The organism is Sporofaciens sp. St.21A7 (assembly GCF_059728535.1).
Genome location: NZ_BAAGFN010000001.1, coordinates 398529 through 413948 on the forward strand (window position 1 = coordinate 398529; position 15420 = coordinate 413948).

15 protein-coding genes and 1 pseudogene are annotated in these 15420 nt (G+C 43.6%); 15 read left to right on the top strand and 1 reads right to left on the bottom strand.

The window, feature by feature from the left end:
• Positions 1-140 precede the first annotated feature (140 nt).
• The 3 genes and pseudogenes from AC6I3O_RS01920 to AC6I3O_RS01930 all read left to right on the top strand — a co-directional run.
• A complete protein-coding gene (locus AC6I3O_RS01920) occupies positions 141-1700 on the top strand; it encodes an IS1634 family transposase (protein ID WP_497849477.1) in 1560 nt (519 codons plus the stop codon).
• A gap of 28 nt (positions 1701-1728) precedes the next feature.
• Positions 1729-2787, top strand: a complete 1059-nt coding sequence (locus AC6I3O_RS01925) for an ATP-binding protein (RefSeq protein ID WP_497849478.1) — start codon at positions 1729-1731, stop codon at positions 2785-2787.
• Between the two features lie 370 nt (positions 2788-3157).
• Positions 3158-3355: pseudogene (locus AC6I3O_RS01930) on the top strand (helicase-like domain-containing protein); the annotation flags it as partial.
• A 507-nt stretch (positions 3356-3862) separates the two neighbouring features.
• Here the strand turns inward: AC6I3O_RS01930 and AC6I3O_RS01935 are convergent.
• Positions 3863-4105, bottom strand: a complete 243-nt coding sequence (locus AC6I3O_RS01935) for a helix-turn-helix domain-containing protein (RefSeq protein WP_497849479.1) — start codon at positions 4103-4105, stop codon at positions 3863-3865.
• 176 nt (positions 4106-4281) lie between these two features.
• On the opposite strand from AC6I3O_RS01935, the gene AC6I3O_RS01940 reads away from it, so the two are divergent.
• The 12 genes from AC6I3O_RS01940 to AC6I3O_RS01995 all read left to right on the top strand — a co-directional run bounded on the left by AC6I3O_RS01940 (position 4282) and on the right by AC6I3O_RS01995 (position 15170).
• Positions 4282-5097, top strand: coding sequence for a hypothetical protein (locus AC6I3O_RS01940; protein WP_497849480.1), 816 nt, complete (start codon positions 4282-4284; stop codon positions 5095-5097).
• A gap of 36 nt (positions 5098-5133) precedes the next feature.
• Entirely contained in the window at positions 5134-5538 is a 405-nt protein-coding gene (locus AC6I3O_RS01945; protein ID WP_497849481.1) for a hypothetical protein, read from the top strand.
• 457 nt (positions 5539-5995) lie between these two features.
• Positions 5996-6394 carry a plasmid mobilization protein gene (locus AC6I3O_RS01950; protein WP_497849482.1) on the top strand — a complete coding sequence of 133 codons (399 nt, stop codon included), beginning with the start codon at positions 5996-5998 and terminating at the stop codon, positions 6392-6394.
• The gene (locus tag AC6I3O_RS01955; protein WP_497849483.1) at positions 6366-7982 is read left to right on the top strand and encodes a relaxase/mobilization nuclease domain-containing protein; all 1617 of its coding nucleotides are present in this window, start codon (positions 6366-6368) and stop codon (positions 7980-7982) included. The genes AC6I3O_RS01950 and AC6I3O_RS01955 overlap by 29 nt, the downstream gene beginning before the upstream one ends.
• 21 nt (positions 7983-8003) lie before the next feature.
• On the top strand, positions 8004-8525 hold the full coding sequence (locus tag AC6I3O_RS01960) for a DUF5720 family protein (protein WP_162211719.1): 522 nt from the start codon (positions 8004-8006) through the stop codon (positions 8523-8525).
• A gap of 142 nt (positions 8526-8667) precedes the next feature.
• Complete coding sequence (locus tag AC6I3O_RS01965; RefSeq protein ID WP_497853401.1) at positions 8668-9336, top strand: helix-turn-helix domain-containing protein; 669 nt, start codon at positions 8668-8670, stop codon at positions 9334-9336.
• Complete coding sequence (locus tag AC6I3O_RS01970; RefSeq protein ID WP_162211717.1) at positions 9333-10169, top strand: ATP-binding protein; 837 nt, start codon at positions 9333-9335, stop codon at positions 10167-10169. The genes AC6I3O_RS01965 and AC6I3O_RS01970 overlap by 4 nt, the downstream gene beginning before the upstream one ends.
• Positions 10170-10181: 12 nt before the next feature.
• On the top strand, positions 10182-10361 hold the full coding sequence (locus tag AC6I3O_RS01975; RefSeq protein WP_497849484.1) for a hypothetical protein: 180 nt from the start codon (positions 10182-10184) through the stop codon (positions 10359-10361).
• A gap of 96 nt (positions 10362-10457) precedes the next feature.
• Positions 10458-12083, top strand: coding sequence for a recombinase family protein (locus AC6I3O_RS01980; RefSeq protein WP_497849485.1), 1626 nt, complete (start codon positions 10458-10460; stop codon positions 12081-12083).
• Positions 12084-12460: 377 nt separating this feature from the next.
• Positions 12461-14023 carry an IS21 family transposase gene (gene istA, locus AC6I3O_RS01985; RefSeq protein WP_497849486.1) on the top strand — a complete coding sequence of 521 codons (1563 nt, stop codon included), beginning with the start codon at positions 12461-12463 and terminating at the stop codon, positions 14021-14023.
• 119 nt (positions 14024-14142) lie between these two features.
• Entirely contained in the window at positions 14143-14787 is a 645-nt protein-coding gene (locus AC6I3O_RS01990; protein ID WP_497853402.1) for an ATP-binding protein, read from the top strand.
• A gap of 110 nt (positions 14788-14897) precedes the next feature.
• Positions 14898-15170, top strand: a complete 273-nt coding sequence (locus AC6I3O_RS01995) for a hypothetical protein (RefSeq protein WP_125128212.1) — start codon at positions 14898-14900, stop codon at positions 15168-15170.
• The last annotated feature ends 250 nt before the right edge of the window (positions 15171-15420 follow it).

Sequence of the window (15420 nt, forward strand, 5' to 3'; positions counted from 1 at the left end):
AATTGTTATACATAGGTCTTTAAGCTTATTCCCCAGATTCCTTATGAAATCGGTGTTTAACCCGTGTTTTTCCTTTACAAGCATATGTATAAATGGTATAATAAAAACATAAAATTATACATATGTTGGAGGGAATCTGCATGGCATCTCTGGTCTATCTAAAACACAAAAATGGCACCACATACGTTTATGAAAACGTCTCCTACTGGGATAAAAAGTCAAAAAAACCGAAATCAAAACGTAAGTGCATTGGACATCTTGATCCGGAAACCGGAACAGTACAGCCAAATGGTATGCGTGGCGGCAATCAGAAAAACATTACGCCCAAATCAGAAAAAGAGCCGCCCAAATGTTTCACTTACAGCTGTGGCGTATCCTCCCTTTTGGATAAGGTATGTGCAGATATCGGGCTCGGACATATATTGAAAAAATCCTTTCCCAATGACTGGGATGCCATCCTGACATGCGCCTATTACCTTGTCAGCGAAGGGCAGGCGCTGTCCAGAGCCGAAAAATGGTCCCAGCAGGCAGTCACACCTTATGGGGCGGTGCTTGCTGACCAGCGGATCAGTGAACTGCTGATACGGATCACGCCGGAACTCGTCCAGGGCTTCTTTTCAGCATGGATGGAACATAACAGCTGTGACAGGTATTACTGTATGGACATCACAAGCGTTTCATCCTATAGTGAGCTGAACGAATTTGTATCATATGGGTACAACAGAGACAAGGAAAAGCTTCCACAGATCAATCTTCTGATGGTCAGCGGTCATACAAGCCGTCTTCCTTTATTCTTTAGGGCTATGCCTGGGAGCATCCATGATGTCAGCACGATGGATGAAAGCTTTAAAAGGCTTGACCTCGTTGACGCGAAACGGCTGCATATGGTCATGGATAAAGGATTTTACAGCGAGGATAACGTGGATGTCCTATATAGAAGGCATATGCGGTTTCTGGTTGGCGTTCCGTTTACGACATCCCTTTCTTTGGATGCGGCAGAGCGTCACCGCAATGATGCAATGATCTCTTACCGCCACTACTGTAATGTCCTTGGGGAAGAACTCTATGCGGACACAGAACTCATAAAGTGGAAAGGGCACCGCTGCTACCTTCATGTTTATTTTGACAGTATCAAAGCCGCGCTGGATGAGAAAAAGTTCAGCCATCGGATTCTGATGGAATATGAGGAACTCTGCTCAGGGAGTACGGTAAAAGAGCATCAGAAAGACTACGAAAGATTTTTTACTGTCAAGGAGACTCCTAAGCGGGGCAGGAAGGTTGAATACAATCAGGAAGCGATAGATGTCTGCAGAAAGAACAGTGTTGGCTGGCTTGTGCTTGCGACAAATGATGTCAAAGATCCGGTGAAGGCACTTGAAATATATCGGATGAAGGATACAATAGAAAAGCACTTCGATGACTTGAAAAATGACCTTGATATGAAAAGGCTGCGTATCCATTCCTCAGCAGCAATGGACGGGCGGCTGTTTATCCAGTATATTGCCCTGATACTTACTTCTCAGATTAAAAACATCATGAATGAGGCCGGATGGTTCAAGAGCCATAATATGCAGGAAGTGATAGATGAGATGAAATCCTTGCGGGTAGTTTCTGTTGAAGGGAAACGTAAACAGATCTACACAACGACAACAGCTTTTCAGAAAGAAATTATTGAACTCTTTGGGCTTAACATCGGCTAACATATGTATAATTTATATGGGATTTTAGGTGGTTATAAACGGTAGAGTTACAAATGCAGCGATGCTGCTTTTGGGAAATTCGGCATATGATTACTTATTTGAAAGCGTACCGGAAGCTTCGTGGCGCATTTACGATTCAAAAGAGATGGTAAAAGACTATGAAATATACAAAATACCTTTTATCACGCTCGGCGACAGAATCTTGAAAAACATCCGGAACCTTACCTACAGATATATGCCGGATCAAATGACGCTGTTTCCGATGGAAACAAAGCAATACGATACATGGGTATTGAGGGAATTGCTCAACAACTGTATTGCGCATTCTGACTATAATCTGGGTGGGCGGATTTATGTGAATGAATTTGAGGACAAGCTGATTCTTACAAATCCGGGAAGTTTTATTCCGGAGGGCATAGAGCCTATCTTAAATCCGGGCTACACGTCACCGTTTTACCGTAATCAGCTTTTAGCAGAAGCAATGGTCATGTTTAAGATGATTGATACGGAAACAACGGGAATCAGGCGGGTGTTTCATATCCAGCGGGAGCGGTTTTTCCCCTTGCCGGATTATGACATTACATCAAAGGAACGGGTAGAAGTGACGATTTACGGCAAAGAGATAAATGAGAAGTTTACTTATCTGCTCCACGACAATGACAATCTCAATCTGGTTACTGTTTATCTGCTTGATCAGGTGCAAAAAGGCAAGCAGGTTTCCAAGGAAGCGGCAGCGCATTTGAGGAAACATAAATTGGTCGAAGGACGGGTAAATAACTTGTATCTGTCAGCTCCTCTTGCAAAAACAGAGGAGGACAGGGTGCAGTATATTAAAAACAAGGCATTTGACGATAAATACTATCAGGATATGGTAGTCAATTATCTCCGGAAATTTGGAAAGGCAAACAGGGCGGCAGTACGTGATTTGCTGATTGATAAGTTTCCGGATACGCTTTCGCCTAAACAGAAGGAAAGGAAAGTCTTAACTTTGCTTACAGCGCTTAAAAGGAATGGTATTATTACTACGGATTCTGAAAATAAAAGAATTGCAAACTGGATTTTGACTGATAATGGCGAAAATGATTAAACCAATGGGCGGATTGGTTTGATAATTGGTTTGATAATGGCGATGCAAAAAGTGTGAAAACCCCATAATTACAAGATTTTTCTCATTAGACCAAGGAATGAGATAAAAAATTGATTTGATGTTGTTTGATTAAAGGAACATCATTTAGCGGATCAGATACTTCACATTTCGACTGAATTGTAAGGTTTTTGTAAAGTCTGCTCTCTGAAATGGAGTGCATGTAGCTGCTGAGGAGCTTTTCAACATTAAAGTTGGCATCAATGCCGAAGTATTCTGGTATATTTTCGGCTCCGTCATGAGGGATAAGCTATGTTTTGTGGTAGCAATCTGTTTTTCAGAAATCATTGCAAAAGTTTACAGACACACTTGACAATCCGTCTCTGAGATCACCGGAGGGAAGGGCGTCACTTTCGCAACGGGGACGCCTGTGTCGAACAGTATGGTAGAGCTATATACGATCATGCGTTACCTGCAGTATGACACCATACAGAAGATGGGCCTGGGGCATTTTGATTCCTGGGCGGCGGCTTTTGGCGAGACTGTCACAAGCATAGAGATAGCACCAGAATTAGAGGTACATAAGCAACTCCAGAGAGAAATACGCTGAAAAGACAATTATAAATGGTGGTAAGGTAAAATCCTTGCCACCATTGTACTATTATCTACTGGCAGGTATATTCTTAAAAAATTCTTCGTATTCTACATTAAAGATTTCTTTCAATCCGACCAAATCGCTAATATAGATATTCCCTCTGCCAAGCTCAATCAATGAATATGTGCTGCGACTCAATGGCGACCCTAAAACCTGCAATTTGGCAACGGTCTGCTCCTGGGTTAGCTGACAGGAATTGCGGATGCGTTGTAGATTTTGTCCAAATAATTCATTACATAATATCTTCATGGCTATAAATCAACTTTCTAATTTCAATGGATTTGAAATTTGTCGTTAAGGTTTTTCCATGCCGTATTTATAGGTTTGCCAATAAGTACAAGCAATAAACTGTACTATATCAAACAACAAAAAGAAAAATGCTTATAGATATAAGCAGGAAGATTGAATTAAAAACTTGCCTTGCTATCTTGATACAGAAATATCTTTAAAAAAATCAGAATAATCCGTTTTGAAAATTTGTTTTAGACCCACTAAGTCACTAACATAAATATTTCCACGTCCTAACTCAATTAAAGAGTATGTACTACGACTAAGAGGCGAGCCAAGTAGTTGCAGTTTAGCAACAGTCTGTTCTTGTGAGAAATTGCATGAAAGACGAATCTGTTGCAGATTACGTCCAAATGTTTCATTGCATAATAATTTCAAGACTATGCCCCCTTTGTTTTGCTTATATCTGTAAGCTATATCTTGATTTTACCAATATAAAAAGTTATAATTGCTTATAGATATAAGCAATATTCGGATATTGAAAAACGGAGGTATAAATTTAAGAAAGATAATAGGTCATTAAGTGAAAAGTGGAGGTGTTAGAGATAAGAGGATTGTGGAAAAAAATAAGGATAAAATGGGATACTTTTTGGATAGGGGACGAAAACGACGATTCTAAGAAGCATTTAAGCCAGTCAGATAAGCGTTCCCTCTTATATGGTTATTTTGTGATAGGTACACTTACGGTAGTATTTGTAGTATTTCTTATCAAAATGAATGACCTTCGGATAAACCGCCGGAATGACGCTGCCATGGAAGAACTTCTAAACATGGTTATATCTTACGTGGAATCTGCCACAGAAGATGAATATGATGAGATTGCCCAGACCATAAGGCACGATTTAGTATTTCACAAATATGAAAAGGATATAGAGAAATACATCCGATATATTCCGAACACATCTGAGCAATGTCGTGCCTGCAGGGGAATTTATCCGGCGCAAGCGGTTCTTGTCAGCTTAAATACCGGAGAATCCTATTCACTGGACTTATTTGAACAGGGAATAGAGCCAGAGGAATATCAGGGGAACACGCTGTTGACATATGGCTATGATGAAATAAGCCAGACAAGCATCCACATTTCCAAAAGTCCGGGAGAAAACAAAGGTCTGGCAGAAATAGAACGAGGAAACGGGATTGTCAGCATCCACAGGATGAAAAAATTGTTTTGTGATGACTGTATCAGAGCTATGTTGGATACGGTTGAGCATCAGCTTATCGGAGAACTTGTCATATGCGATACAAAGAAGAATACATTTTATCCTCTGGAAGATGAAAGCAAGGCGCGGATTGGAGATTATGCATTAGAAACAGAATATAAAGACGGAGATTACGAGATAGCAGTTAAGTCAGTCAATGAAACCGAGTGATCCAGGAATTGATAACAGGAAGGAGAACAAAGCAATATGGAGCCGAATTATATACAATTACCGCCAATGCCGTCCGATATGCCGCCGGAGCTCATAGAGGTTGTCTGGGGATTTGCCCGGATGGAAGAGCCGGAACGGAAAAAGTTTTTAGCTTTTATGCAGGAAGAAATGAAGGCTGGTAAAGATAAAAGTGAAAAAGAAAAACTGCTAAGAATGATAGAGCGATCCGGCGGGGAAGCAAGCCCTTATGTCGAAGAGTTTCATTCCCTTATGCGGGAGTTAGTCGGAACGTTGGTGGCACAGGCATGTGAAATGGCGGCGCTTGTTCTCCAATATTACTGCATTGATGAAAAATCCATAAAAGAAATATCGGAAATATTCCATGTGCCTGAGAACACGATAGAACTCATGGCACAATACTACGAAAGAAAAAAGAAATAATGTCATCTTTGCCACATGAAAGCGGCGAATCCTTGATACAGAAAGGATTCGCCGTTTTTCAGTTTTCGCAGAATTATGAGTAACTGCAATGTGGTACTTGTAAGAGCAAGTATCGTCCAAGGTTCCAGATTCCGCTTCCGCGCCATCCTCCACTCCGGACAGCTACTTGTTGGGGAGTGCCTTCCCCAAACCCTGCTTATGAAAAAATCTACAGATTTTTGAATCCTTCACTGCATAAAATCCCCATCCGGTTACGAGAGCAAAATAAAAAGTAATTATAAATTTTTTATAAACTGTTTGTATTTTGGTACCGCCAGCCTGCTATTAGTGAAAGGAGGTTTTTGAAAAAATAAAAAAATTTTCTCTGACTACTTACATTTTGGCCCCGCCAGTCTGCTATTAGTGAAAGGAGAAATTTTAGGAAAGAAAATTTTGGAAAGGAGTGACAACGATAGCTATGAAAAAAATGTACAACACACCCCACCGGGGATGCATTGTCAAGACAAGGCTGACCAAAGAAGAACGGCAGGACTTTGAGGAAAAATGCAGGACGCTTTCCATAAGCCAGTCCGAGTATCTTAGGCAGGCAATCTTTTCCGGCAAGGTATCCACGACCATCAGGGTAACGGCAAACAATGAGGAAATGCTGACCGCAGTTTCAAATCTGGTGGCGCAGTACGGGAAGATTGGCAGCAACTTAAACCAGATTGCCAGACATCTAAATGAATACGGCTTCCCTTACCGGGAACTTGCCGCAGAACTGGAAGGATGCGCCGCTGACCTTGCCGCCTTGAAATTTGAAGTGCTGAAAGTCATCGGGGAAGCCTATGGCAACAATAAAACATATCAGCTCTAAGAATGCCGATTACGGAGCAGCCGAACAATACCTGACCTTTGAGCATGACGAATTTAACATGAAGCCAGTAAAGGATGAAGCCGGACGGATGGTTCCCCGTAAAGGTTACAAGATTGAGACTGTGAATTGCGGGGAGGAAGATTTTGCAATCTCCTGCCTGCAGGCGAATATGCAGTATAAAAAGAACAGCCAGCGGCAGGACATAAAGAGCCACCACTACATTATCAGTTTTGATCCCAGGGATGCCGACGACAACGGTCTGACCGTAGAGAAAGCACAGAAATTGGGGATGGAGTATTGCAAGAAACATTTCCCCGGACATCAGGCCCTTGTCTGCACCCACCCGGACGGACATAACCATTCCGGCAACATCCATGTACACATCGTCATCAATTCCCTGCGCATCCATGCAGTGGAGCGGAAAGCCTACATGGACAGACCATGCGACACACAGGAAGGCGCAAAGCATCGCTGTACCGCTTCTGCTATGCGGTATTTCCGGAGTGAAGTCATGGAGATGTGCCAGCGTGAGGGATTACATCAGATTGACCTGCTGAACGGCGGCAGGGAGAAGGTTACCGAGCGTGAGTATTGGGCAAAGAAACGTGGACAGGCAGAGAAAGACATCCTGAATAAAAAAATGATTGCAGACGGGGTTACGCCAAGACAGCCTAAGTTCGAGACGGAGAAAGAATTGCTGCGTCAGTCAATACGTTCAGCGCTTTCGGCGGCAGCATCCTTTGAGGATTTTTCCGCAAGGCTCATGCAGGATTACGGGATTGAAGTCAGGGAAAGCCGGGGGAGATTAAGCTACCTTACCCCGGACAGGACTAAGCCGGTCACTGCCCGGAAGCTGGGAACGGATTACGATAAGGCAGCGGTACTTTCTGTCCTTGCCGAAAATGCTTCCAGAGCCGCCAAAAAGGAGCAGGCCGGACAAAACCACAGGGAGAGCGTAATAGAACGCTTAAAACGCCGGAAAACGTCTGGAACCGCACCGAATCAGGACAGTATACAGCGCATGGTTGATATCCCGGCAAAAATGGGCGAAGACAAGGGCAAAGGATATGAATGGTGGGCGAAAGGCTTCAATCTCCAGCAGATGTCGCAGACGATGATTTATCTTGAAGAATGCGGCTTCTCCTGCCCGGAAGATGTAGACCATGCCATACAGGAATCGTCTGACAGGCAGAGGGCGCTTTCAAAGGAAATAAAATCTATGGAAAAGAAGATTGCCGACAATAAAGAGCTGATACGTCAGGCATCCGTCTACCGCAAGACCAAGCCGTCATATGACGGGCTGAAAAAGGCGAGAAAGCGGGAACGCTACGAGGAAGAGAACCGGGCAGACCTTGCTTTATTTGCGGCGGCAGGACGGTATTTTCAGGAGCGGGGAATGACGAAGTTCCCTGACCTGGCAAAAATCAAGGCAGAGAACCAATCCCTGGTTTCCCGGAAAAATGCCATTTATAGCGAATACCTGGAGCAGAAAACAAAAACAGCGGAACTTCGCCGGGTGAAAACCAACCTGGACGCAATGCTGAGACAGGAATATAAGCCGCAGAGACGGCAGGAACAAGAACGATAGAGAATGAAAAAAGGAGGAACTATGCAATTTACCAAGAGTGAACTTGAGATGATTTACAAGTATGCATGCACGACAAAAGAAGATACGGTTAAGGCTATGAAAGAAGCATTATCCGCTATCGGGGATGAACTGACCTACATAATCATAAGGAACGCCGCAGAAAAGCTGGGGAAGCTGCCGGAGCCGGAATGCAGCCGTTTTATAGCAGACAATAAAGCGCATCACATAGAAAAGAGTGAACGTTCCGTCCTGCGGCGGCTTGCCGAAGCCAAGGAGCGGGTAAAACAGCCCGTCCTGCAGGGGCATGACTTGTCGGGGATCGAACGCTTCCAGAAAGATACCCGGCACATGATCGTCTTTGATGTGCTGAACAATGACAGCCCTGTCGGGTTTAAAGGGGAGAGATACCGTCTCTTCCTCTCTGACGCAGGATATAACATTGCAAGAGCCAGTGAAAAGCGAGGGGAGATGAAAATCAGGAACCATGCCGCAGTAGCCGCCGGAAAGCTGTATCCCGATAAAAAGGCTGAACATGACAGATAATTGTTCCGGGAGGAAGTTCAGAAAGCAGGGAGAACCACAGGAAAATAAAAATAGAGTGGAAACAGAGGGGCAGGAAACCGGATATGTCTGGGCAGATACACATTTACCGCCTTATCTCCCCTACCCCCGGTTCCTGCTGAAAATGGATATCACACAGACAGCAAAGCTTTTATATGCACTGCTCTTAGACCGCACTACTCTATCGCAGAAGAACGGATGGCAGGATGAATCTGGAAGGACATATATTATATTCCCGGTAACGGCGATAGCGGATGCATTGGATAAAAGCCCGTCAACCATAAAAGAAGCGTTGAACGAATTAGACCGGGCAGGTCTTCTGGAACGGAGGCGGCAGGGATTCTCCACAGCAAACCGCCTGTATGTGAAGCTGCCACCAGTAGTCCAGATTTCCGGACTTATGGAGGCCGAAAATCCGTACCTCATAAGTCCGGAAAATCAGACTACTGACAGCCAGAAAACCGGACTTATGACGGCCGGAAAACTGGCCTCTAACAACTATAATATAAACAAAACAATAGAGAACCAAACAAAGGGAGTGAATGGGGGACGCACTGTCTGCGGCAGATACAATAATATTTTCCTCTCCGAAGAAGAATTATCGGAACTGGAGAGTGAATACCCCGGCAGGCTGCAAAGATTTATAGAGGAAATGAGCCGTTACCTTGCCGCAACCGGGAAGAGTTACCACAACTATGCCGCCGCCATACGGATATGGGCGGACAATGACAGGAAGGGAAACGCCGCACAGGGCATCCCCGATTACGAATATAAGGAGGGCGAGAGCCTATGATTTTAGACGATACCAGGGGAACGATGGTTCCGATGGATGCAGAGCCGGAAAACGGCGATTACACAGGGGAGGACGGGCTTTTATACTGTGGAGCCTGCCATACGCCGAAAGAAGCCTATTTCCCGGAAGGAAAGACGCTTTTCGGGCGTGACCGCCACCCATCCGAATGTGAATGCCGGAGAAAGGAACGGGAAAAGCGGGAATCGGAAGAACGGCAGAGGGAGCATGAAGCTACGGTGGAACGGCTGAAGGACAGCGGATTCACAGACGGCAGCATGAAGAGATGGACATTTGACAATGACAACGGGAGAAATCCACAGATGAGATTTGCACACATCTATGTGGAGCATTGGGAGGAAATGCGGGAAGAGAGCCGGGGGTATCTCCTTTGGGGGAATGTGGGTACAGGAAAGACCTACCTTGCCGGATGTATCGCAAATGCGCTGATGGAGCGGGAAATCCCGGTACGGATGACGAACTTCGCTGCTATTCTAAACGACCTGACAGGCACATTAAATGGGAGGAATGCTTATATAGAGCGTTTATGCAGCTTCCCCCTCCTGATACTGGATGATTTTGGGATGGAGAGGGGAACGGAATACGGCTTAGAACAGGTCTACAACGTGATAGACAGCCGTTACAGGAGCTGCAGGCCATTGATTGTCACTACGAACCTGACGTTATCGGAATTGCAGAATCCGGCAGACAGGGCGCATCAGAGAATTTATGACAGAGTGCTTGCCATGTGTACGCCAGTCTGCTGTTCCGGGATAAATTTCCGTAAGGAGCAGGCACAAAAGAACATGGAATATCTGAAAGAAATGTTGAAATAAAGGAGGGAATGAATGCAGAAAAAGAAAAAAGGGAGAAAAGATACGTCAATCCGCTATGTGGTAGAGCATGTATATTCCGGTACGGAAAGCATGGAGGGATTATTGACGGTTGTGAGCGAAGAAGCCGCCCGCAGGAACGTGGAGGAAAGATTAAGGAACGGCAATATGGGAACAGAGAAGAAAGCTGTCTGAAAAGATGAATTGACGGTTGATACCAGAGACAGAAGAGGCTATAATGAAGTCAGCGTATTTCTGTCTCTGGATATTGAGTAAATATAGGAGGCCAATATGCAGAATACAGAAAATAAAGAAATATGGACAGCGCTTTATGCGAGATTGTCAATGGATGACGGGAACGTTGGGGAGAGCATGAGCATCGGGAGCCAGAAAGCGATCCTCAAACGGAAAGCGGAAGAAATGGGAATCCACAGTTATAAATTCTATGTGGACGACGGATTCTCTGGTACGAATTTCAACCGTCCATCTTTCCAGCAAATGATTGCGGATATCGAATCGGGGCATGTGGATTGTGTCATAACTAAGGATTTATCAAGGCTTGGGAGGAATTATCTGGAGAGCGGGGCATACATTGAAGTGTTTTTTCCGAACCATCATGTCCGCTATATCGCTGTGAATGACGGCGTGGATTCAGCGAACAGTGGCGGGATGGACATTACCCCGTTCAAGAACATCCTGAATGAATTTTATTCACGTGATATTTCCAAAAAGGTAAAATCCGGTAAGTATATCCGAGCTTGCCAGGGGAAATTTATGGGAGTTCATGCGCCGTTCGGCTACAAAAAAGATCCAGCAGACAAGAACCATCTGATTGCGGATGAAGAAACAGCGCCGACTGTCCGCTATATTTTCCAGCTTGCCCTGAAAGGCTATGGGAATAATAAAATTGGGAAAGTCCTTTACCAAGAGAAGATTCCGAAACCAGCTTATTATAAGCAGGAGTATTTTGGAAAATTTCTGATTAAGGAAGATGACGCTTATGACTGGAAACAGGAAACGGTTCTCCGTATTCTGCGCAATCCGCTATATAAAGGCTACTTTTGGGTGCAGAAACAGGATAAGAAGCATTTTAAACAGCAGACAAGGGGTTATATTCCAATTAAAGAGCGTGTCATTATTCCCAGCGACCATGAAGCGATCGTAGATGAACATACGTGGAATACTGTACAGGAAATCCTTGACAGGCATACGAAAGTGAAGCCATGCACTTCCGGTTATGACAATAAGTTTCGGGGGATTTTAAAATGCGCCGATTGTGGCAGCAACCTTATGATACACACAGACGGGAGGAACCCGGATAGGCCGCTTCTTGAAAAGACGTTTTATCAATGCCGCATTTATCGTACAAGAGGCGTAAGGTTCTGCAGACAGCATCGGATTGATGCAGGGGCATTGGAAGAACTGGTGCTTTCTGATATCCAGTTCCATGCGGGGAAGGTCATAAAGAACAGGGAGAATTTCATGCGGAAAGTGCTTGGGCAGATGGATATGTCATCGGCAAACAGCAGGGCGGATATCGACAAGAAAGTAGCTGTCTTAGAGAAAAAGTTAAAAGAATCTGATAAACAATTCATTAAGCTGTATGGGGACTGGTCAAAGCAGATGATTTCAGAGCAGCAATTCCGGCTGCTGTCTGCCCACTTTGAGCAGGAAAAGAAAGACTATACAGAGCAAATCGAAAAGTTAAAAGCGATGGCTGAAAATCTGGAGGACAGCACAGGCAAAGCGGAACGCCTTGCCGATGAAATGGCGGAGTGTGCCGAGATTAAGGAGCTGACTACAGAGATCGTCAATCGCCTGATCGAAAAGATTGAGGTATCAGAACCTCAGACCATCAACGGGGAGAAAGTCCAGAATATCAGGATTTTCTACAAGTTTGTTGGGGAAATCAATTAAAAATCCATTTATGTATCTATAATACTGGGGGTAGTGAGTTAAGTCCTGAAGGCAGCGGATACCGGGCAAAGACGAGGTTTGCCCGGTTTTTTAACCTCCCGGAGCTGATCGCATTATTTAAAGAGAGCGCCGACATCCAGACAGCGGATATGTTGGACCTTCCGGTCCCCGAAGCGGAATATATTGATTATTCTAATGCTTGGGAGCCATCTATTTAAAGCTTGAGAGCCATCTGGATCCAGTGTATTTTAAAGCTTGGGAGCCACCACTATATATTGTGGTCATCCAAATATATTGCTTAAGATAAGATCCCTCTTTTAAGATGTGTTTATGAAAAGTACCCGTACTTTTCAAATACATTTTAAAGGAGGTTTTCTATGTTTAAGAAAACAAAAGTAAGACAGATCCTTGAACTTCTTCACAAGGATCTAAGTGCCAGAGAGATCTCTAAAACTTTGAAGGTCTCTCGTAATTCTGTTGCATTTGTGAAAGAATCTTATGACAAATGTGACAAAGACTGGGATGAAATATGTCTGATGAACGATGACGAGATCTATCACCTTTTTTATCCCCATACCTTCAGGCCAAGAAACAGATTTGCTCCAGTGGACTATTCGTATGTCCACAGTGAATTGAAAAAGGTCGGGGTTACAGAAATGCTGCTATGGGAGGAATACTGTGAAAAGGGTAATGCACAAGGGATTTCCCATTGCTGTTCTGCTACATTCGCAAATGGCTATAAACGCTTTATAGCTGATAAAAATTGTACCAGTCATATCGAACACAAACCGGGAGTAACTCTGGAGGTTGACTGGTCAGGTCCTACGATGAGCTACATGGATCCTGACAAACAGGAACAGCAAACGGCATATCTGTTTGTTGCGGCTTTTCCGTACAGCCAGTATACCTATGTAGAGGCTGCCGCTTCTATGAACCAATCAGACTGGCTGTCGTGCAATGTCCACATGCTGGAATTCTTTGGCGGGACACCTGTAAGGATTGTCTGTGACAACCTAAAAACAGGCGTGATCAAACACCCGAAACATGGAGAGGTCGTGCTGAATGATTCCTATTTATCTTTTGCAGAACACTACCAGGTTGCAATTATGCCGGCACAGGTAAAGAAACCCAAACAGAAAGCAAGTGTCGAAGGCGCGGTGGGAAAAATTGCAAGAAAGATCATCGGCATGCTCAGAAATGAAACTTTTCATTCTATAGAAGGGCTTAATTCGGCAATCAGAAAAGTGCTTGACAGGCTAAATGACAAACCCTTCCAAAAGAGAAACGGCAGTAGAAAAACAATTTATGAGCTGGAGGAAAAACCATATCTCAGAACCCTGCCAATGCTTCCCTTTGAGATCTGTGAGTGGTCATATAATCACAAAGTAGGCCCGAATTCCCATAGATGGTTTCACAAGGGACAATACTCTGTTCCAAGCAGTTACATAAATAAATACGTTGATGTGCAGTATAACAGTTCTCTTGTTTGTATCTACGCCTCACATCAATTAGTAGCTGAGCATAAACGTATTCCCACAGGCATTCGGAATGCGAAAAGAACAGAGATGTCCCATCTTCCATATCCAATATACACTCCGGATACAATGGAATCAACGCTGAATAAAGCAGAAGCTATTGGCAACAGTACAAGAACCGTGATAGGCAGGTTGTATGACAATGCAAAAGTAAAAGAACAGGCTCTTGTAGATGCAAGAACCGTATTGGATATCGCTGGTGTATATGGTAAAGATATCCTTGAAACAGCTTGCAGCCTTGCACTTAAGGACTTTCATCTGATTACTTACAACACGCTTATGCCTTATGTGAAAAGAGCTGCAAAAAACAGAAAAAATGATCTTACAAAAAAGAACGTAAAAGATCATAAGCAGGGAATCGTAAGAGGTGCGGATTATTATAGAGAGGATGGTAAAAATTTATGAATACAGAGATCAAGAAACAATTATCAGTATTAGAACTCAGTGATTTAGTGGCTGTGATCGAGGCTCAGGAAAAAGAAGTATCTTTTGTTGACCTGACTTACAATGAGAGACTTTAGCATCTGCTCTCAGCTCTAATAACAGAACGGCAGAACAGACTGATCACCAGGCTGACAAAGAATGCAGATTTAAAGTATCCCAATGCAAGCCTTGAAACTTTAGACTGTGATGCACGAGAGATCAGTAGGGAGAAAATCGCAAATCTTGCAACCATGGGATTCGTAGGTGCTGCAACAAACCTGATCATTACAGGCCCGACGGGTGCCGGGAAAACCTATCTTACATGTGTCCTGGGTGTAGAAGCATGTAAACAGACTCTCCGGACGTGTTATATCAGAATGCCGGATATGCTGGGACATTTTCAGGCCCACAAAGATAACCTCAGAGAGCAGGTACGATACCGGAAGAAACTGGGAAACTATAAAGTGCTGATCATAGATGAATGGCTGAACTATAAGAGCAATGAGAAAGAGTCAAAATTCATATATGAGTTGGTAGAACAGCGTTGTGGAAATAATCCGACGATCTTTGTCGGGCAATACGAGGTCTGTGACTGGCATGAACGGTTAGGCGGCGGAACCCAGGCCGATTCTATTATGGACCGGATCATACATAACTCTTATTCCATACCGACTACCGAAAATAACCTCAGAAAGCTGTACGATTCTCAAAAAGCCAGAAAACTTATGGAGTCCTTAAACTCATAAAAACGCAGATTTATTTTTGTATGTGGCAGACGATAAATCAACCGTTAGCAGGAAACACTGATGACTCTTTAGATGCCACAACATTTATTCCTTTTATCAGGAGGTTTTTAATGAAAATAAAGTTAGACGAACCGACCATTCCTAATGATATTCGACAAAAAATACGAAATCTACGAGTATTGCTTGATCTGGCAGACAATTTAAGGGATGAAATCCTGGCATGGTATACAGCCGAACTAAAATCTTATGATTTCAGAGCTGATGCACAGCAAGAATTATTTAATCCTGGAACAGGAACCACTGTTGAAGGGATATCAGAACTTGCCATCATGGAGGCACTTTCCGAGCTTCAGATTTTTAATGAAGTAAGAAAGAAAAAATGAGGTGAAATTTATTTGCCATTAATTTGAAGCTGTTATTTTAAGCTTTGTTCAAGTTTTATGCAAAAGATTGTCTCGGTGATTTCGATTAGCAGACAAAGAGAGGGAAGAGCCGGTCATCAAAGGTTCTGTCTTCTTTCGTTCAAAAAGAGAATATGCTGGAAAAATAAGATTTCGAGGAATTTCGTATCAGCATAGCTGGCCAAAGGTCTGCTTTGTTATTTCTTAATTTTATTCAGGAACATTCCAAAAT